At 43.3% G+C, this 21329-nt stretch carries 11 protein-coding genes; 9 read left to right on the forward strand and 2 right to left on the reverse strand.

Annotation, left to right across the window (positions count from 1 at the left end):
• Positions 1 to 527: 527 nt before the first annotated feature.
• On the forward strand, positions 528 to 857 hold the full coding sequence (locus ACWXWT_RS13770) for a hypothetical protein (RefSeq protein WP_456042149.1): 330 nt from the start codon (positions 528 to 530) through the stop codon (positions 855 to 857).
• A gap of 19 nt (positions 858 to 876) precedes the next feature.
• On the opposite strand, the gene msrQ is transcribed toward ACWXWT_RS13770, so the two are convergent.
• Positions 877 to 1482, reverse strand: a complete 606-nt coding sequence (gene msrQ / locus ACWXWT_RS13775) for a protein-methionine-sulfoxide reductase heme-binding subunit MsrQ (RefSeq protein ID WP_456042150.1) — start codon at positions 1480 to 1482, stop codon at positions 877 to 879.
• Positions 1482 to 2519 (reverse strand): protein-methionine-sulfoxide reductase catalytic subunit MsrP, encoded by a 1038-nt coding sequence (msrP, locus tag ACWXWT_RS13780; protein WP_456042151.1) that lies wholly within the window; start codon positions 2517 to 2519, stop codon positions 1482 to 1484. The genes msrQ and msrP overlap by 1 nt, the downstream gene beginning before the upstream one ends.
• 544 nt (positions 2520 to 3063) lie before the next feature.
• Between msrP and rmuC the strand changes: the two genes are divergently transcribed.
• The 8 genes from rmuC to recD all read left to right on the forward strand — a co-directional run bounded on the left by rmuC (position 3064) and on the right by recD (position 20728).
• Positions 3064 to 4560 carry a DNA recombination protein RmuC gene (gene rmuC, locus ACWXWT_RS13785; protein ID WP_456042152.1) on the forward strand — a complete coding sequence of 499 codons (1497 nt, stop codon included), beginning with the start codon at positions 3064 to 3066 and terminating at the stop codon, positions 4558 to 4560.
• A 140-nt stretch (positions 4561 to 4700) separates the two neighbouring features.
• Positions 4701 to 6629 (forward strand): transglycosylase SLT domain-containing protein, encoded by a 1929-nt coding sequence (locus ACWXWT_RS13790; protein ID WP_456042153.1) that lies wholly within the window; start codon positions 4701 to 4703, stop codon positions 6627 to 6629.
• Between the two features lie 223 nt (positions 6630 to 6852).
• The gene (locus tag ACWXWT_RS13795; protein WP_342859275.1) at positions 6853 to 7764 is read left to right on the forward strand and encodes an AAA family ATPase; all 912 of its coding nucleotides are present in this window, start codon (positions 6853 to 6855) and stop codon (positions 7762 to 7764) included.
• A 12-nt stretch (positions 7765 to 7776) separates the two neighbouring features.
• Complete coding sequence (locus ACWXWT_RS13800; RefSeq protein ID WP_456042154.1) at positions 7777 to 8895, forward strand: DUF58 domain-containing protein; 1119 nt, start codon at positions 7777 to 7779, stop codon at positions 8893 to 8895.
• Positions 8892 to 10949: a transglutaminase TgpA family protein gene (locus tag ACWXWT_RS13805; protein ID WP_456042155.1), complete on the forward strand. Its 2058-nt coding sequence runs from the start codon at positions 8892 to 8894 to the stop codon at positions 10947 to 10949. Before ACWXWT_RS13800 ends, ACWXWT_RS13805 begins: the two co-directional genes overlap by 4 nt.
• 103 nt (positions 10950 to 11052) lie before the next feature.
• Entirely contained in the window at positions 11053 to 14850 is a 3798-nt protein-coding gene (gene recC, locus ACWXWT_RS13810) for an exodeoxyribonuclease V subunit gamma (protein ID WP_456042156.1), read from the forward strand.
• A complete protein-coding gene (locus ACWXWT_RS13815; protein WP_456042157.1) occupies positions 14850 to 18671 on the forward strand; it encodes a UvrD-helicase domain-containing protein in 3822 nt (1273 codons plus the stop codon). The genes recC and ACWXWT_RS13815 overlap by 1 nt, the downstream gene beginning before the upstream one ends.
• Positions 18665 to 20728: an exodeoxyribonuclease V subunit alpha gene (gene recD / locus ACWXWT_RS13820; protein ID WP_456042158.1), complete on the forward strand. Its 2064-nt coding sequence runs from the start codon at positions 18665 to 18667 to the stop codon at positions 20726 to 20728. The genes ACWXWT_RS13815 and recD overlap by 7 nt, the downstream gene beginning before the upstream one ends.
• Positions 20729 to 21329: the final 601 nt, after the last annotated feature.

Raw genomic sequence — 21329 nt, forward strand, 5'->3', positions numbered from 1 at the left:
CCAGAATGGAGTCTCTCAGGTATTCCACTTCTGTGTTACATCGATTTAAAAGGCAACAACCATTTCTACATCAATGTGCCTTGAATTGAAAAACCTGAGAGACTCTGAACTGATCAGATATTTAATGGGATTGGTATAACACAGCAACTAGGCTCGTACGCCAGTCAGTTTTGCCCATAATGGATAATGAATGGCATAAATAAACCCGAACACTTTACTGTGATCGTCGTCATTTCTAACCTGCCATTTGTATCACCACAAGCTGTAACTTTTTACGGCACGGGTTGCTGTATGGCTCGCGAACTCAACACTATTTACCATTCACCAAACGGTTTAATCAGCGTTAATTAATCCTATTTGAGCTGAAATTGTAATTGATGCAAAATTAATCAACCTATTTACCCTAAACTAGGCCCAATAATTCAATAATATGTGAGCCGTCACCAAGAATGAGCCTTAATTCAGCGTTATGCTGAATTGGTTAACGTCAACTACGACGTTATTTGACGCTATTAAGGAGGATTAAAATGTGGTGGCGAGTAACCATAATAAGTTTAGCTTACCTATTATTAGGCGCGCACTTTTTACGCTTTGATCAGCAAGTATTAGCGCTGGTCGCGATGTGTTTACCCTTATTAATGTTTATTAGGAATTCGTTTGTTTGTACATTACTCAAACTGGGGTTATTAATCAGCGTCATATTTGTGTGGCCAGTAACCACGTTTAATTTTATCGATATGCGTATGTCTCTCGAACAACCTTGGTTAAGGCTAGCCATTATTATGATATCAGTAATGGTATTTACTTTATTTGCTGCATTTTCAACTAACGGCCTCAACAACAGACTGAGGCGTTGACGTAAAATATTAAATGGTATTACTTGTTAGGGTGTAACCACTTATAAATACTGTCTTTGCGGTAAAACAACAAGGCCGCAAACAGCGCAATATAAATACTGGGTTCAATAATTTCCGACTTTACCGACCAATAAAAGTGAATTGGAGCCAGTATTGCCGCCAGATAAATCCAATTATGCAATAATTGCCAGCGTTTCCCCATACTGCGTTTTATACGATTAGGAGACGTTACCGCCAGTAATAAAATGATAATCAAGGTCGCAGCACCCACCAAAATATAGGGCCGCTTAATCACTTCTTCTAACAATAATCCCCACGCAAACAGCAAATCTAAACTAATAAATGCACTGATGTGTAATAAAGCATAAGCGCAAACATACAAACCTACCAATCGGCGAGTTTTCATCAGCGCCGCTATTTTAAAACATTTAGCAATAGGTGAAATTAGCAAGGTCGCTAATAAACTATTAATCGCGCCCATGCCGGTGTAGTGAATAATATACTGCACCGGATCGCCGCCCGCGTTGTCGCTTAACACTAGCGCCACGAGATAAAAGACAGGCAACAAAAAACTAATATGCAACAACACCTTTAGCCAAAAAAGACATCGAGGGCTTATCCGCATTAGTAAAACTTCCTCAAATCGATATTTTTGTATAAATCAGCCACTGAATCACCATAACCGTTAAACATTTGGGTTGGGATACGTTTAGCAGAAAATAAACCGCCCTCACCAATACTGCGCTCAGATGCCTGCGACCAACGAGGATGATCTACTTCAGGGTTTACATTGGCGTAAAAACCATACTCACTTGAGGCTAATTGATTCCAGCTTGTTGGTGGCTGCTTGTCCATCACCCGAATCCGCACAATAGACTTAATACTTTTAAAGCCATATTTCCAAGGCACCACTAAACGAATTGGCGCACCATTTTGTGGCGGCAAGGTTTTACCGTATAAGCCCACAGCTAAAAACGATAAATCATTCATTGCCTCGGCAACCGTTAATCCCTCAACATACGGATAATGGATCCCCCCGCCCATTAAACGACTTTTTTGCCCTGGCATTTGGTCTGGGTCAAATAGCGTTTCAAAGGCAATGTGGGTGGCATTACTTTGCACGCCTGCTTGTTTAAGTAAGCTGGCTAACGAAAAACCGACCCATGGCACAACCATCGACCATGCTTCAACACAGCGTAAGCGATAAGTGCGTTCTTCAAGAGCAAAACGAGTGGTCAATTCATGTAAATCTAGGGTAATCGGCTTATCAACTAAACCATCGATAGTTAACGTCCAAGGATCAACCTTAAAATTTTGTGCATTATCAACCGGGTCCGATTTGCTGGTACCAAATTCATAGAAATTATTATGACGAATCACTTTATCTTCAGGTGTTTTCGGATTAGGTAAAACAAACTTGGCCGGGGTGGCGTATTGTAGCCCTTGAGTCACAAAAGGGTTGTGCGCCTTTTGTTCGCCAAATAAATCAAAAATACCGGCTTGAACTTGGCCAGGCAAACTCGCGCCCAATGCTCCTAACCCAAGGGCCTTAACAATATTACGTCGATCATTAAATACCGATTCCGGTGTAACTTGGTTATCAGGAATATGCCAAGAAGCACGTTTTTGTATGCCTTGAGTAAAACCTTTTTTACCCGCCATAAATCACCTCGTTAAAATACTGGTCGACAGCTAAAGCTACCGTAATCTATCTTACGTCTTTCAATAGACAGATAATATCGCCATTTAATTTCATCAATAACAAAAAACTACAAAACGGCCATTATTGGTGTCTATACCAACCAATATCGCGAGTAGATTTAAATTTAATCATTAGGGCCTGTTGATCTTTGCTGGTTAAGTTTTGTTCGAGATAAAAACGTTATAATCGAGGCGAGAGGATTGCTGCCTAACAATCTAAGCTACTTTTACTTAACGAAGAGTACTCAACAAAGAGTAAAACGTTTTTAGCCGAACACTTCGGGCAACATTTGTTGGTCATTTTTACTGGATTATCGACTTGTTATGTAGAATAACTACACTACAAAGTCTTTTATTTGTACAAATTACCAACAATTCGCTGTAAAAACAGCCTTGAAAGATCAACAGGCCCTAATAACAATATTTCATTAAATCCTCTGTTTACCCCTTGCAGGCGTTTATTAGCCGTGCGACCCTTAGCCATTATTTTCTATCGGTTTTTGTTATGCCTTTTGCTGTGTCGCTAACTCCTCCTCAAATTGCTGCGTTTATTGCAGCCGCGTTTGTTGCCTTTCTAATCGGTGCGTTACTCAACCAACGGTTAACACGTAAACGATGGGAGCAGCTTAAGCTGCAACACGAACAGCAAACACTTCAACAGCTAAATGAAGCCCAAATTGAAATGTCGAGATTACAAGATAATCTCGATGATAAAATGGATCACAGTAATCATCTGCAAAGCAAAATAGAAGATTTGATTGCCCAGCTTTCTAGCGCAGAAACCAAAGCCGACCGAGTGAATTTAGTTGAACAACAAATGGTTGAAATCCAACATCGTTTAATGGAATCACAGCTCAATTTAGCCAAATCTAATGCAGTACAACAAACAATTCTGGTTAAAGCTGAAACCGAGCAAAAATCATTACAAGATAAAATAGTGTTACTTGAGTCGGCAGAAGAACGCCTTAAATTGCAATTTGAAAACCTTGCTAATCGGATTTTTGAAGAACGCAGTGAGAACTTTAAACAACAAAATGTTTCGCAAATGGACGGTGTACTCGGGCCGCTAAAACAACAATTAGAAGGCTTTAGAAGGCAAATTCAAGAGTCATATACTCATGAGCAATCTGAACGCAGCGCATTGAAACATCAATTAGATAATTTGCGCGATCTTAATTTAAAAATGAGCCAAGACGCCATTAACCTCACCAAAGCACTAAAAGGTGATAATAAGCAGCAAGGCAATTGGGGCGAAGTCATTTTAGAGCGCGTATTACAAGAAAGTGGATTGCGTGAGGGTCATGAGTACCAAATACAACAAGACTTGAAGGATGACAATGGCAAACGCTTTAAACCTGATGTTATCGTCCATTTACCCGAACAAAAAGACGTCGTAATTGATGCAAAAATGTCATTAATTGGCTACGAACGCTATTTTAACAGCGAAGATAAAGACATTCGCGACCAAGCGATAAAAGAACATGCATTATCGATTAGACAACACATTAAAGGTCTTAGCCAAAAAGATTACCATAAGCTCCATGGCCTCAAAAGTTTAGACTATGTGCTAATGTTTATTCCTATTGAACCTGCTTTTTTACTGGCCATAGAATACGACCCAAGCTTAATTAATTTCGCCCTAGAGCAAAATATTATGCTGGTAAGCCCAACCAATTTATTAGTGGCTTTGCGCACTATCAATAATATTTGGCGTTATGAGTATCAAAACCAAAATGCGCAAAACATTGCCAAACAAGCCAGCCGTATTTACGACAAACTGTGCGGTTATTTGGAAGACATGGAAAAGCTAGGACGCGCCTTAGACACTGCAGATAAAAGTTATCAAAATGCCATGTCCAAGTTATCGACAGGTAAAGGCAACCTCATTAGGCAAGCACATTACATGCAGCAACTAGGCGTAGATACCAGTAAACAGATAGACAAACAACTGCTCAATCGAGCACTTGATGAGTCTGTTGAAAAACATGAAAGTAATGGCTAACTGATAATGGTTAACGGATAAATAGATGATGATTAACCTTTATTTAGATCACCAATCTCATTGTCATTAACCGGCGTAAAACAACGTATATTACAAACACTGACAACTAACGAAATACTGAGGCGGAGATTCTCATTTAAATGCGTAACATTTGGGCAAACACTTTTATTACTGGCGCATTATTACTAAGCACATCGTTGGCTTTTCTTAGCCAAGCGCATGCGTTGACATCACAGCAACAAACTTACCTTGATGCTCGTCAAGCATTGGATAAAAATCAACACGATAAATATCAAGCCCTCCGCAAAAAACTTGCCGATTACCCGCTAACGGTTTACCTCGATTACCACAAAAATATCGACAGCATAGTGCAATCTCCAGGCAACAAGGCATTGAATGCCATCAAGCAATTCGAGACCACGCCACTTTATAACAATGCTCGTTATCGCTATTTACTCAACGCAGGGAAAAAACAACGTTGGCAAGACTTTCTAACCATATCACCAGACACGCCAAATGATGTGCGCTTACAGTGTTATTACTACCAAGCTCAACTCGATGCAGGTAATAAAACCATGGCTTATCAAGGCATAGAACGTTTATGGGTTCACGGTTATTCTCGCCCTAAAGAATGTGATGACGTATTCAAAAAATGGACAAAAGCTGGCTACCGAAGCCAAGAATTGGTTTGGGCCCGTATGTTGTTGAGTTTTAATGCAAGGCAATCCAGCCTATTAAGTTATTTATCGCAAAAAATCACTCAACATAAAAGCGAAGCTAAATTGCTATTGTCAGTGTATCGCGATCCCAACATTTTGCGCCACATGAAAAAATTTGCCGGTTCTAAGCCTATCATTGGTGATATTGTTGATGCTGGACTGCGAAAACTAGCACGCAAAAATTTACATCAAGCCATTAAATTATATGTTAAATATCAAAAGGGAAATCGCTTCAGCGACGTTGAAGGGCGCCAACTTAATCGCTATTTAGTCCGCCGAGCGCTCATTAAGCAAGACCAAAAATTGGTTAACCATATTGATACCATGCTGCCATTACTCCAATCTGATGATCTTTATGAAATGCGCTTGCGTTGGGCCATTCGAGAGCAAGACTTAGACACTATAGATAAATATTTATCCCTATTGAGTGATCAAGGTAAAGCCGATCCTCGCTGGCAATATTGGCAAGCTAAAATGACAGCACGCCTTAACAAAACCCGCGCAACGCAATTACAGTCAACCTTAAGCGGCCAACGTAATTTCTACGGTTTTAATGCAGCAGAAGCCTTAGGTAAACCCTTGGCGATGAATGATGATAACTTGACTCCTATTCCAGAGCTACAAACCGCATTAAACCAAGACCCTGGTCTAGCTCGCGTTGTGGAATTAATGGCCTTAGACAAACAAATTGATGCCCGTAACGAATGGCTGTATTTAATGCGTCGTCATACTCCAGAAATGACCGCCCAATATGGTTTATTTGCCTTAAACAACGGCTGGCATGGATTTAGTGTTGAATCCAGTATCCAAGGCAAGTTATGGGATTCAATAGCCCTGCGTTTTCCCGAAGCATCCAATGATGAATTCGTCAAAGCTAGCAAAAAGTATGGGGTAAATATTGATGAAATACGGGCAATATCTCGTCGAGAAAGTGCATTTTATCCATACGCGACGTCTGGTGTAGGTGCGCGAGGATTAATGCAGTTAATGCCTGCTACCGCTAAGCAAACCGCAAGAAAACACAAAATCCGCTTTAATAACATAAAAGATCTGTACAACCCTAAAGTGAACATTATGTTAGGCAGTGCTTATTACAGTGAGCTACTCAAACAGTTTGATCAAAACCGGGTACTCGCTACGGCCGCATACAACGCAGGCCCTGGTAGCGTTAGACGTTGGTTAAAAGCCTCTAATGGCAGCTTAGATGTAATGAGTTTTATTGAGACAATTCCTTACACCGAAACTCGCGAATATGTCCAAGCAGTGCTGAGTTATAGAATGATATTCCAACAAAAAAGCGCCTCAAGGGCAGCGATGTTTAGTGAAAAGGAATTTAGTTACCGTTATTAAGCATGCTTAATACCACCAGCATATGGCGGTATTGTTTTTGCTTATCTAGGGTCAGCACGGTAACGTATAACCCGAGGATAGTATTAATCCGACAGTCGCTTATGTTGATTTAGTGCATCATGCTTATACTGCTCTTATCATTAAAAACGATAACAACAAACATCTTTTAAACATAAGCCTACAATAAACCCACAACGATTTATTACTAACAGTTGGAGTTTTCGTGTCGCAATCAACTATTCAAACATTACTTAACCAACTAAGCCAAGTTTTGCTCGGTAAACCTGAGCAGATAAAACTTGCCGTCGCTTGTATCCTCGCCAAAGGTCATTTACTGATTGAAGATTTACCCGGCATGGGCAAAACCAGTTTATCCCAAGGCATTGCCAGCAGTTTAGGCATGAGTTACCAACGGATTCAATTTACCAGCGACATGCTACCCGCTGACATTCTTGGGGTATCCATTTACAGCAAAGAACAGCAACAATTTATCTTTCATAAAGGCCCGGTGTTTAATCAAATGTTGTTGGCAGATGAAATTAACCGCGCCAGCCCCAAAACCCAAAGTGCTTTACTCGAAGCCATGGCAGAGCAACAAATTACTATCGATGGCATCACTCATCCACTGAGTTCACCTTTTTTTGTTATTGCCACCCAAAATCCAGTTGATCAAGCTGGTACCTTCCCGTTGCCAGAATCGCAACTCGATCGATTTATGATGCGGATTTCCATCGGTTATCCCAGCGCAGAAGCCGAGTTAGCCATGTTAAAGTCGCGCACTCAAGCCAATAAACCAGCATCATTATCACAATGCCTAACGCCGCAAGAGTTAATGTTACTGCAACAACAAGTGGCGCAAGTGTCGGCATCAGATGCGGTACTGAATTATTTAATTGCCTTGGTCGATTACTCTCGGCAACACAATGTCGCTAACGGTTTATCGCCACGAGCCAGTATTGCTTTGCTACAAGCCGCTAAAGCATGGGCTTTTATCAACCAACGTCAGTACGTGGTACCCGAAGATATTCAAGCGGTATTTGCTTCGGTTGCTGAACATCGCATTCGCAGTAGCAGTCAATTTCAAGGCCAAGCCTTGTCTGACACTATTCTCGCCAGCGTCAATCCAATACGTTAACGGCGCAGGCACATGGCTAAATCGACGACAGCAAACAAGCACTCTTCAGCAATCTATGCCAATGGCGCTATTAAGCCGTCTCGGTTACGTCGGTTAATTCCAGCATCGTTAACTCGACGCTGGTCAAGGTGGATTAGTAAACGCTTACCACCGCAAAAGCAGATTACACTCAGCCATAAAGGCATCTTTATTCTCCCCAGTGGTTTTGGGTTAATGTGGATTGGATTGATCGTTTTACTGTATTTATTTGGCACCAATTATCAAAATAACTTAGTGATAGGGTTAAGCTTATTACTCGCCAGTGTGTTCCATACCTGCATAATTTACAGCTATAAAAACCTTGCTGGTTTAACATTTAATGCCGTCACACCACCGCAAGGTTATGCTGGTGACAATATGCCATTTCCCATCATGTTAACTGGCCATACTCGACAACATAATCCCGATACCACCCACCAGCAAATTTGTTTGCAATTTAGTTATCAGCGCCATGTTCGTGTTAAACAAATGCACGAACAAACCATTGCGACAGTGCCATTTGAACACCCTACACGTGGCAAATTAAACCCTGGGCGGATCAAAGTTTCATCCTACTTTCCGTTAGGGTTATGCCGCGCATGGTCCTATGTCGACTTAGACATCCATCATGTTATTTTTGCTAAACCAGAAATGTGTGACATCGAACTGTCAAGCCACATTAGCGACAATGATAACCCTAATGACCACGGTAAATTACGCCCAGGTGTTGACGACTACAAAGGCTTACGTACTTATAAACCGGGGGAATCACTCAAACACGTCGCATGGAAACAATGGGCTCAAGATAAAGGCATGTTGTCCAAAGAATTTGCTGAGCCAGAAGGATTACCCGTTTGGTTAACCTTGGCCAACACATCTGGCAATAACATAGAGCACAAACTGAGTAAACTAGCTTGGCAAGTCGATAAATTAAGCCAAACTCAGCAAATGTTTGGCTTAATTCTGGACGACCATATTATTAACCAACAAACAGGCGAAGCCCATCGAGTAGCTTGTCACACCGCTATTGCGACTTACCATGCTCCCACAAACATGAACCCAGATTTTAATCCGAGTCATGTGGCAACCCAATCTGTGGGTGAATCATCATGACCGATAACTTTGATGCCATTATTAGCCGCAATACCTTGTTTTGGTTGTTAATCACTAATGTCGCCATCCTGAGCCCTTTGTATCAACAAGCGACTTTATGGAGCATTGGTATTTGTGCGATTTGCTTTGTTTGGCGCCTGGGGATTTTTCTTGGCAAAGTGGCTGCGCCGCCTAAAATACTGGTAACCTCTTTAGCTATTGGCGCCGCAACCACACTCGCCTTAGTGTCCAGTGAAATAGGCTTACTCAATGCCTTGGTTAACTTATTAATTTTAGGTTACGCCTTAAAATACATTGAAATGCGTGAACTCAGAGACGTAAAAGCCATTGTGTTGGTGGGCTATTTTCTTATTGGTCTAACCTTACTTGATCAACAAAGCATGCTTAATACGGTGCATTTATTAGCCGTGGCAATTATAAATACCGGCGTGTTAATCAGTGTTTATCAAGACAAATCAAATAAAGTCGCTAACCTCAGTTTTAGTCTTAAAATAATATTACAAAGCCTACCGTTAGCCATATTACTGTTTGTGGTGTTCCCTCGCTTGGGACCACTATGGTTAGTGCCTAATATGAAAACGGCCAAGACGGGTTTGTCTGATGAAGTGTCATTTGGTGACATTAGCAAGCTAACTCGTTCAGCAGAGCTAGCCTTTAGAGTTGGTTTTGATAATCCAGATGGCAGCACCCTAGGGCCTGCCAACCAAGACTTATATTGGCGTACCTTGGTGATGGAAAATTATGACGGTAAAACCTGGCGACAAGACCCCAGTATTCAACAAGTTCAGCAACAAGCATACTTTAACAAGCCCATGCGCCAAGCTCCTAATGCCACTACCAGTGCTAGCAGTAAAAAAATTGACTATGTGGTCATTAGCGAACCCAGTCATCAAAAATGGTTATATGGTTTAGATGAAGCGTTTAGCAGCAATGATCAAGTGGTTGAATTAGCAGATTATCGTTTGTATTCGTTAAGGCCTGTTGATCAGCGAATGAGTTATAGAGTGACCTCATATCCTGAGACGATCATGGATCTCAAACTCGACTCACATACTCAGCAGCTAAACCTCGCGTTGCCTGCCGATAGCAATCCAAAAACCCGAAAACTCGGTTTGCAGTTCGCCAAAGATTATCCAGATCCACAAGCGCGCATTAATGCGATGATGAATTACTTTGCTGAACAAGCCTATTACTACACCTTGAGCCCGCCCCGTGTCGGCGAGCAGCAAATTGATGATTTTCTGTTTGAAAACCGTGCTGGATTTTGTGCTCATTACGCCTCTGCGCTAGTGTTTATGGCACGTGCTAGCGGCATTCCAACCCGTATGGTAACGGGTTATCAGGGCGGCGATTATAATGCTAAAGCGGGCTATTACAGTGTTTATCAATACATGGCCCATGCGTGGACCGAGGTGTGGTTTGAAGGCCAAGGTTGGCAACGTTTTGACCCTACCGCAATGATTGCACCGCAGCGGGTGTTAGATGGCTTTGATGCCACCTTTGACAGCCAAAGTAGCTACTTACAAGACAGCCCTTTTAGCACACTGCACATGAAACAATACCCATGGTTAAATGAATTACGCCAGCAATTTGCCAGTGTCGATTACTACTGGAGTGTGTGGGTATTAGGTTTTGACGAACAACGTAAACAACAAGTATTAGCAAAATTATTGGGTGATGTTAGCAGCACTAAAATCGCTTTACTGATGATTGTTAGCTTTATCATTATCGCCCTGGTTATTGCCTATTACGCCGGATTGTTCAATGTTGATCGCCAACAAGATCCCCTTAATAAACGTTATCAACTCGTTTGCCAACGCTTAGCGAAAAAAGGTATCGCCCGTCAACAAGGTCAAGCACCGTTTGATTACGCTGCAGCAGTTAGCGCCCACTTAAGTACCCTGTCCCCTCAAGTGGCAGCTGACTTTACAGCCTTAAGCAATGCCTATGTGGCACTTAAATATCAACCGCTGTCGGAATCACAAACCCAGCAACAGCAACAACGCTTTAAGCGGTTATATCGCCGATTGCGTTTACGACTGCTGCGCAATTGAACTTGTGCACAACATCAGCAATCATCCTGATTATTAACGGTTTTGATTGATGATTTAAGGCAGAGTCCATAGAATGAATTAATCTCAAATTAGCGGGTCGCCCATGCTTACTTTAATTCAATCTAATCAGATGGAAGTGTTATCTGAACAACTGGCCAAACTGTTGGCTATTCGTTTAGATAACGTCAGTTTATTAGCCAGTGAGCATGTGTTAGTTCAAAGCCCCGGGATGTCGACTTGGCTGCGTTTAGAAATCGCTAAACACAATGGTATCGCCGCCGCATTATCGTTCCCGTTACCCTCTAGTTTTACTTGGCAGTTATGCCACGACTTGCTGCCCGATGTACCAAAAGATAACGCCTTTACTAAAGCGGCGATGACCTGGAAGTTAATGGACTTATTACCAAGTCTGCTAGATAACCCAGATTTTAGCCCACTCAAACAGTACTTATCGCCTCAAGTTGATACCACAACTGGCATCGCTGATACAGATATTCTTGATACAGATGTAAACGCGAATACTGAAACTGATACCGATACTAATACAGCAAACACTCATGCCATATTGCAGCTTAATCAGTCACATGATGCGATTAAACTATTTCAGTTGTGTGGCCGCATTGCCGACATTTTTGACCAATACTTGGTCTATCGCCCTGAGTGGATTTTAACGTGGGAACAAAACCAGCCGTTATCAAGCATCGACAACCGCCTAGCATTAGATGAAAACCAGCAATGGCAACCGATCCTGTGGCGAGCATTAATCGACTATAACCAACATCATTTGCACGCCAGCCATTATCATCGCGCCAATTTACATGCCGATTTAATTGCAACCTTGGCCAATCCAGATACCGATTTATCAATGTTGCCCGCTCGGTTATATGTGTTTGGTATTTCGTCCATGCCGCCACAAACTCTTGATGTGCTGTACCATTTAGCCAGTCGCATTGATGTCATTATGTTATCTCTCAGCCCTTGCCAGCATTATTGGGGCGATATTATTGAGCCGAAAACCCGCGCCCGTATGGCGTTGCAATATGCCAATAAAAAACAACTCGACCAAGACTGGGAAGACAAACTCGAAGTGGGTAATCCCATATTGGCTAATAATGGTCAAATGGGCCGCGAACTCTTAGATTTATTACTGTCTCTGCCGCCAGAACACACCGACTTTGGTTACGACTGTTATGTCGAGCCCGAGCCGAATAATCTGCTGCACGGGGTGCAATACGATATCTTACAAATGGAAACACTCGGTGAGCCATTAGGGCCAAATGCCAGTGTGTACCAAGACATTCATGCTCGCCGCACGTTATTGCCAAGTGATGACTCAATTACCTTACGCAGTTGCCACAGTGCCCTGCGAGAAGTTGAAACCTTACATGATCACCTGTTAGAGCTGTTATCAAACAACAGCGACTTAAGCCCTAAAGACATCGTGATCATGATGCCCGATGTCGCGGCGTATGCTCCGTATATTGATGCGGTATTTGGTACCGCCAACAGTCAGTATTTTGCTGATAAAAATCCGCAAAAAGGCGATTATTACATTCCCTACGCCATTGCCGACAGGGGCGCAGCGCAAGAGTCTCCGCTGATTAATAGCTTTTTAAGCCTGCTGAATATCAATCAAAGTCGCTTTGGCCTCACTGACATTATTGGTATTTTAGAAGTGCCTGCTATTTTGCGTCGTTTCCAACTCGATGATGACGAATTGTCATTAATCCGCCGCTGGCTAGACGATGCCAATGTCCGTTGGGGCCGCAGTGAGCAAACTCGCAGCCAACTAGGTGTGCAGCCTTTTACACAAAACTCATGGGCATTTGGCATTAAGCGTTTAATACTCGGTTACGCCTTTAACGACGATGCCGATATTTATCGCGATACTTTAATGGTGCAAGGCATTGAAGGTCAGTCATCACAGGCATTAGGTAAGTTGCTCAACTTTTTAGAAACCATTGACACCTATTTCAACTTATTTGCCAATGACTACAGCACCGCAGAGCGCCTTGAACAATTACAACAACTACTCGCCGATTGCTACGACACCACAGATGATGAGCGTGAACAAATTCAAGCCATTCGAGATGCATTAGTCACCCTAGACACTGAGCTTGAAAACGCAGGGCATCAAGGCCAAGTCGATATTGAAGTCCTAAAGCAGTGGTTTAATCAGCGCTTAACTGAATCTCGGGTCGGCCAGCGTTACCTTGCTGGTAGCGTGAATTTTTGTACCTTAATGCCAATGCGCTCAATCCCCTTTAAAGTGGTGTGCTTGCTGGGAATGAATGACGGCGTCTATCCGCGGGTACAACATCCTGTCGGGTTTGATTTAATGGCGCATTTTGGCCCTAAAAAAGGCGATCGCTCGCGCCGATTAGACGACCGCTACCTATTTTTAGAAGCATTACTGTCGGCCAGAGAGCAGCTTTACATCAGTTATATCGGCCACAGTGAGCGCGATAATGCTGAGCGCATTGCCTCAATGCTAGTGTCTGAATTGGTCGAATATTGCCAACTCAGCTACCTACCGCAATCCTTACAGCAACAGCTTGAACAGCAAACAGACATCAACCTTGATGATGCCGATAAAGCCGTACTGGCACAGCTTATTCAAGCACAACCTTTGCAGCCTTTTGACGCTAAACTCTTCCGAGAAACACCACAATCAACAGATAGCGTGAGTAAACTGCAACATAGCTTTAATGCCCAATGGTGCCCGCCACCAGCCAATGCGACCATTAACAATCACTTTTTTGAGCAAGCATTACCTTTGTCGGCCGAACAGGCAGATGAAGTGTTTGCCCATACTCATATTAATAGCGAAGGCATTAAAGTGGTCGAACTCGAACTGTCGGCATTAATTCGTTTTTATCGTAATCCAGCGCAATTCTTTTTCAACCGCAGTTTAAAAGTCGATTTATCACTGGATATTCAAGCCGATGACAATGACGAACCGTTTAGCTTAAACGCACTCGAGCGTTACTTATTGCAATCACGCATGCTCGACAATGCCATTGAACATCAACTCGACAGCCCAGATCTCGTATTACTCAGCAAACTCAAAACCAGCGGTGAATTGCCCATGGCGCCGTTCGACGACTTACTAATTAACCAATATTTACGCGATATATCGCCGTTGATTAATCGGGTGCAGTTTTTACAAGATCAACAAGCCATGCACACGCTGAATGTTGATCTTAACTTTGATTTACCGCTGCAAGATTTTCCAGCGCATGCTCTATCTGTGCAGGGTTTACCAGAACAAGCAGATACAACCCATTCGTCCATCGTGCGAGTCAATCTTGTCGGCCGTATTGACGACATTTTGCCTAAAGGCTTAGTCAATTACCGCCCCGGCACTGCCCACGGACGAGATTTTATTCGTGTGTACTTACGTCATTTATGCATCAACGCCATGGCCAATTCGTCCACCTCGGGCATGGGTAAAAATCAATTCAGTTACTTACTCGACATTGGTCACTTTCATGCCTTTGCGCCTATCACCGCTGAACAAGCACAGGCACAACTCACGCGCTTTATCAGTGGCTTTATTCAGGGGCAAACTCAACCCTTGTGCTTTATGCCTAAAACGGCTTTTGCCTATGTTGAAACCGATGGCGACCATGAAGAAAAGCTGCTTAAAGCCCAGCAAAAATGGGATGACGGCCAAAACCAGTTCGGCGAAGGACACGACCCACATAACCAACGTTTATTCCATTTCCCAGAAGACTTTAGCGAAGCTAGGTTTGGTGCATTAGCCATCCATTTGCTGCAACCCATGTTAAGCCAGTATCACAAAGATAAATTGGCAGAATTAGACACCTTTGTCAGTGGCACCGCGGTCGATATTCAAGCGCAACTCATCGCCAACGCAGCTAAACTAGGAGCGCATTAATGGACGCTATTACCGTGACACCGCTTAATGCCCTCACCTTACCGTTTAGTGGTTCAAGCTTAATTGAAGCCAGTGCCGGTACAGGGAAAACCTATACTATTTCCGGTTTGTATTTACGTTTATTGTTAGGCCATGGTGGTAAAGCGCCGTTAAGTTGTGAGCAAATTTTGGTGGTTACCTTCACCAACGCCGCCACCGAAGAACTTAGAGACCGAATTCGTAAGCGGATTAACTTAGCGTTTAAACGTTTTTTAGGCTTAGCCGTAAACGATGAGTTTATTGAACAGCTTTACCAAGATACCTCGGAAGATGAACGGCCTATTGCGTTAAGACGCTTAGACTTAGCGTTAAAGTCGTTAGATGAAGCGGCCATTTTTACCATTCATGCCTTTTGCCAACGTGTGTTGTCAGACATGGCATTTGAGTCGTCATTGCTATTTGAGTCCGAATTTACCCTCGACGACAGTGAGTTTTTACACCATGCAGTGCGCGATTTCTGGCGTGAAGTCTGTTATCCATTACCGCCCTTTTTAGCCCAAGCCATTAGTGATGTGTTTGCCGAACCTGACGTGTTAGCACAAAAGCTGCGACCGTTATTAGGTGCAAGCCAAGCGGTGTTGTCAAAGCAGCCTCTGGCCTTTGAAACCTTACAACAACAGCTAAGCCAAAGCATCAGCCGCTTTACTTTATTGTGGCAAAGCCTGCACGACAGCACCCTTGAATTATTGCAATCGCTGCCGTTGAATGGTCAACGTTTTGGTAAAGGCGCCGACGGTTACCCTAAACTTAGCCAACTGTTTGATAGCATTAGTAACTGGGTGAAATTTGGCCAAGGATTACCGCCAATAAAAGCGCTGGAGCAACTGGCATTATCCGAGCTTAAACTTAATAAAGGTGGCGTTATCCCCAGTGCGGATGAAGCGCCGTTACTGGAGCATATTGAGCGCTTACTTGAGTTAATTAATCAGCTTATTCCGTCATTTTTAGTGCGCGCCCGAGAGGGAATTCGCCAACGCTTTGCCGGCCAAAAACAGCAACGCAATTTAATGACACCCGATGACCTATTGCTCAGCTTAGCCATGGCGCTCAGCCAAAACCCAATCACCCTCGCCCATGCTATTGCTAAGCGTTTTCCGGTCGCATTAATTGATGAGTTCCAAGACACCGATCCATTGCAATTCACCATTTTTAATCAGGTGTATCAACAGCCGCTAGCATCACAGCTAGACCTAATCGCAGATACCACTGTGCACACCCCAAATGATGATGACAGTAAAAGTAATGACGACATTGGTAATGACAACAACGATGATGACGCTAACAAGGGTCGCTTAAGTTTATTAATGATTGGCGATCCTAAACAAGCTATTTATGCTTTCCGTGGTGCCGATATTTATACTTATATTGCCGCGCGCCAACAAACACAGGCCCATTATAATCTTGACACCAATTACCGCTCATCAACTCAATTAGTCAATGGCGTTAATCAGCTTTTCAGCCAACACCAAGACCCGTTTATTAGCCAAGCTATCCCCTATGATATTGTTAAAACCCCATCATCGGCAGCGAATAAACACCTGAGTGAAGCCACAACAAATCCTGCGGCGTTGCGGATCCGCTTATTAGCCGAAGACGATGTTAATGGCTTAAACAAAACTACCGCAAGACAACGCCTAGCCGCTGATGCTGCCAGTGAAATAAAGCGCTTACTCACCGAAGCGCAACAGGGATTATGCCGAGTTAATACCAGCCTTGAACAGGAAGCTAAACCGCTCATTGCCAAAGACATTGCCATATTGGTGCGCGACCGTAACGAAGCTGCCGTGATGAAAGCGGAATTATCAGCACGTAAAATTGGCGCGGTATTTTTAAGCCGAGACAGCGTATTTAACACCATTGAAGCCCGTGAAATGGCGATTTTATTGTATGCCTTAGCCACGCCTAAAAATGAGCGGGCTATCCGCGCCGCGCTGGCCACTGAGCTTGTTGGTTTTAATGCCCAGCGGATCCATCAATTTAACCAAGATGAAGAACAACGCCAGCAGGTATTAGATCAATTCACTCATTGGCATCAGTTGTGGCAACAACGCGGCGTTATGCCTGCACTGCTAAACTTTGCCAGCGAAACCAAACTGATCCATCGTTATCTGTCGCAATCTGTCACGGCTGACATTACTAATGACAACAGTTATGGCAGCAATAGTGACAATAGCGTTAATGATACTGACGACGACAACGCAGCAGATCTTAAAGCCTCTGGTGAAAGACGCTTAACCGACTTTAGGCATTTAGCCGAATTACTGCAGCAAAAGGCCACTGAGCTAGATGGTAGCAGCGCCCTAATCAATTGGTACGAGCAACAACTGATTGGTAACAATGGCGGTGATGAGCAGCAACTGCGCTTAGAAAGCGAGCAAAACTTGGTGCAAATTGTCACTATTCATAAAAGTAAGGGCTTAGAATATCCGGTCTGTTTTGTGCCGTTTGTCAGCTTAGCCCGCGGCAATAAAAAACGCCCTGCGCCGATGATGTACCATAAAAATGAGCAGCTCATATGGGATATCGACGCCACCGACGAAGGCTGGGAACAACTCAAACAAGAAACCCTCGCTGAAGATTTACGCCTACTGTATGTGGCGTTAACACGGCCGGTTTACGTGTGTTATTTGTATATTGCTAACCAAAGCCGTCAGTTAAAGGCAGGGATCAGCAGTCAATTGCATGAAACAGGTATTGGTTATCTGTTAGGCATTACCGACAAGAAAACTGACTTTGCTCTTATTCAAGCCAAAGTGAATGCAATTGCCACCTTACCGTCAATGAGTGTGGAATGCTTAGGCAACAATATTGACGATTCAGTGCTCGCCGATATCCACGACAATAATGACCCGCTAGCGGCCAAAAAAGTCACTCGAGTACAGAGCCTTGCGTGGCGAGTGGGCAGTTATTCTGGCTTGGTGAAACATCTGCCTCACGAGAGAGTCGCGCCCGGTGCCGACGATGAAGACTTCACCGATGAGTTAATCCAATTACAGTTACAAGATGAACTCACCAGCGAACCAGAACTTGATCGCTTTACCTTTGAACGCGGTGCCAATGCCGGTAGTTTTATGCATTTAGTGTTAGAACTGTTTGATTTTACCCAAGCAGACACTGAACTGACACCAGCGCTATCGAAAGCCATGAAACAATATGGATTTGACGAAGCCCTATGGCAACAGCCGCTAATGACGTGGTATCAGCAAATATTGGTCGCACCGCTATTTATCGAGCCATCGTCAGAAGACACATCACTGACATTAAGCCAATTAAGCATGAAGCAAAAAATGGTCGAAATGGAGTTTTACTTGCCTATTTCAACCTTACAAGCATCGCAATTAAATCATATTTTGCAGCAGCACGGTTACGTCGCCGGACTCGACTTTGACACCTTAAAAGGCATGTTAAAAGGCTTTATCGATTTAACCTTTGAGCACCAAGGCCAATTTTATATTGCCGATTATAAGTCTAACCATCTGGGCGATAAATACAGCGACTACACTCACTCAGCCATGGCTAAAGCCATTGATGCTCATCGTTATAATTTGCAATACATCTTGTATACCTTGGCGTTGCATCGTTACTTATCGCTTAGATTACCAAACTACAATTATCAGCAACATATTGGCGGCTGCTATTACCTGTTTTTACGCGGCATGCATCCTGAGCATCCTGGCGCTGGGGTATTTTATGACAAACCACCGCAAGCGTTAATCGAACAACTCGACCGCTTATTTACAGGTAATACAGACAATCGTGCGCCGGAGACGTCATCATGCTAATACTCACCCATCCAATCACTGAGTTATTACACCTTTGGCAAGAACAGCGACTCATTACCGCACTCGATCGTCATTTTGCTATAGAGCTGGCCAATATTGAAACCATCAATAACGATCCCGCAATAAGTGAACAACAGCCGCAACTGTTCTTGCTTGTTTGCGCCATGCTCAGCCAGCAATTGTCTAATCAGCACAGTTGTTTAGTCATCGAGCAAATTGATTTAGCCAACCCCATGGCAGAAGACAACCGCGGCAACGCTGAAATCAATTGTCGGATTGAGCTTAACCATCAACAATTGATTGAACAAATCGCGCTATTTGATGCCGTCGGCAAGCCCGGTGACAATAAACCGATGATCTTTGAACATGGGCGCTTATATTTAAATAAGTACCATTTCTTTGAAACTCAAGTAGCGGCTAAGTTGACCCAATTAGCCAATCAACAGATTGAAATCGACCTAGCTAACAGTAATCTGCCGCAACTCATTGAATGTTTATTTACCGCAGAAGACAGCAATAGCAGCCCGTTTAACTGGCAAAAAATAGCCACTGCCACAGCGTTGGCAAAAGCATTAGCGGTGATCACCGGCGGCCCAGGAACCGGTAAAACCACCACAGTAACTAAACTATTATTGTTACTGTTAACCCAGTCGCCGCTAACAATCCGTTTAGTCGCGCCCACAGGTAAAGCTGCAGCAAGGCTGAGTGAATCAATCAAGGCGTCTAAACATCGTTTACTGCAACAGCTCACCCAAGTGAGCGACCCAGCATTAGCGAAAGTATTAATCGATTCGCTAAAACAAATACCAGAAGAAGCCTCAACATTGCATCGATTATTGGGGGTTATCCCAAACTCGTATCAATTTAGGCACCATCAGGATAATCCGTTGCGCTTAGATTTACTGGTGGTCGATGAAGCATCGATGGTCGACTTACCCATGATGTATAAATTACTCAGCGCCCTACCGTCTCATGGTCGCTTGATATTGTTAGGCGACCAAGATCAACTCGCATCAGTAGAAGCTGGCGCAGTGCTCGCCGATATTTGTGTTGGCTTAAAACAAGCTAATCAGCATGAGGCATCGCCATGGTCAATGCGTTACAGCGCAGCACAGGCAAAGCTCATTGAGCAATTAACCCAACAAGATGTCAGTCAGTTTATTCATCAACAACCTAAAATTGGTGACAGTTTGTGTATGCTGATGCACAGCCATCGTTTTAAAGGCGATGCCGGTATTGGGTTATTAGCCAATGCGGTTAATCAATCTAATGTGCATGCGATTCGTCAAGTGTGGCAAGATAATCATGCCGAATTGAATTGGTTTGAACATCAGCATAATGCCCAGGGAGATAACACAGGTAAACAAGCGTTATTGGCATTATCGGTAAACGCTTATGGTGAGTACCTGAGTTTGGTACAAGAAAATCAGCAAAGGATAAATCAACAGACCATTATCGATCAAGCGGATCGACAGGACAGCGCCATAACATTGCCGCATTCTGAACAAACCATCATCGACAGCTTTAACCAATATCGAGTCTTGTGTGCCATGCGAGCAGGTGAATTTGGGGTTGAGGGAATGAATATCGCCATCACCGACAGTCTTAAACACGCCAAACTGATTAATCCTCAAAATGAGTTCTATTTAGGTCGACCAATCATTATTCAAAGTAACGATTACAACTTAGGCTTATTTAATGGCGACATTGGTTTAATCTTGCAAGACAGCACTAAGCCAAGCCGCTTAATGGCCTATTTTGTTATGGCCGATGGCAGCCTGCTTAAAGTATTACCTGCACGCTTACCAAGCCACGACACCTGCTACGCCATGACAGTACATAAAAGCCAAGGCAGCGAGTTTGATAAAGTCAGCTTTGTATTGCCGCATAAACCCAGCTCCGCCCAATGGCAACTACTCAGTAAAGAACTGCTTTACACCGCCATCACCCGCGCTAAAAACCATTTTTATTGTTTAGGCACTGCAATGATATTTGAAAAAGCCAGCAAACAAGCGACATCACGAGCATCAGGACTAGCGTGGAGATTGTGGAGCTGATTGAGTGGCTTATTGTAGAGCTGATTATAGAGATAGTAGTGAGCGCTATTTCAGGGTAAGCAAGTACTCAATAACAAACCGATAATGACGCAATAATATCGATGGGAAAGAGAAACTCATAGTGCAGATGATTAAGCGAGACACTGCAAGCACTTCCATGTGGCTTAACCAAAACATCCATGTTTTGATGAAGACGGGAAACTCATAATGCAGATGATTAAGCGAGACGCTGCAAGCACCTCCATGTGAGCTTAACCAAAACATCCATGTTTTGGATACTCGCTAACTCATCGGCATCTATCGTTTTATTATCTTCGATTTGGCTTTATGGGTCGCTCTACCTCCTAAATCCATTTAGTGGTAGTGCCGCTGATATTTCAAAGGAATGAAAAGCGTCAGGCAGCATTCTTTATTTTTAAAGAAATCGCACTAAGAGAGCCTCTATATGTGTTTGCCTACTTTTATTGTTAAGAAGTAAGCGGTCAATTAATCCCACATACCAATAAAAATCAGTCTTTGGCATAGTGCTTCTTTATATAAAGGAGGCGTTATGAATCAATCGCAAAAACATGACCACTGGACTCAAATACTGACTGAGTTC

The sequence above is a fragment of the Shewanella sp. A22 genome (assembly GCF_053850585.1).

Coding starts and splice junctions, on each gene's coding strand:
- rmuC (WP_456042152.1), top strand. CDS start 3,064: ATGCCTTTTGCTGTGTCGCTAACTCCTCCTCAAATTGCTGCGTTTATT.
- msrP (WP_456042151.1), bottom strand. CDS start 2,519: ATGGCGGGTAAAAAAGGTTTTACTCAAGGCATACAAAAACGTGCTTCT.
- recC (WP_456042156.1), top strand. CDS start 11,053: ATGCTTACTTTAATTCAATCTAATCAGATGGAAGTGTTATCTGAACAA.
- ACWXWT_RS13815 (WP_456042157.1), top strand. CDS start 14,850: ATGGACGCTATTACCGTGACACCGCTTAATGCCCTCACCTTACCGTTT.
- ACWXWT_RS13770 (WP_456042149.1), top strand. CDS start 528: ATGTGGTGGCGAGTAACCATAATAAGTTTAGCTTACCTATTATTAGGC.
- ACWXWT_RS13800 (WP_456042154.1), top strand. CDS start 7,777: ATGGCTAAATCGACGACAGCAAACAAGCACTCTTCAGCAATCTATGCC.
- recD (WP_456042158.1), top strand. CDS start 18,665: ATGCTAATACTCACCCATCCAATCACTGAGTTATTACACCTTTGGCAA.
- msrQ (WP_456042150.1), bottom strand. CDS start 1,482: ATGCGGATAAGCCCTCGATGTCTTTTTTGGCTAAAGGTGTTGTTGCAT.
- ACWXWT_RS13805 (WP_456042155.1), top strand. CDS start 8,892: ATGACCGATAACTTTGATGCCATTATTAGCCGCAATACCTTGTTTTGG.
- ACWXWT_RS13790 (WP_456042153.1), top strand. CDS start 4,701: ATGCGTAACATTTGGGCAAACACTTTTATTACTGGCGCATTATTACTA.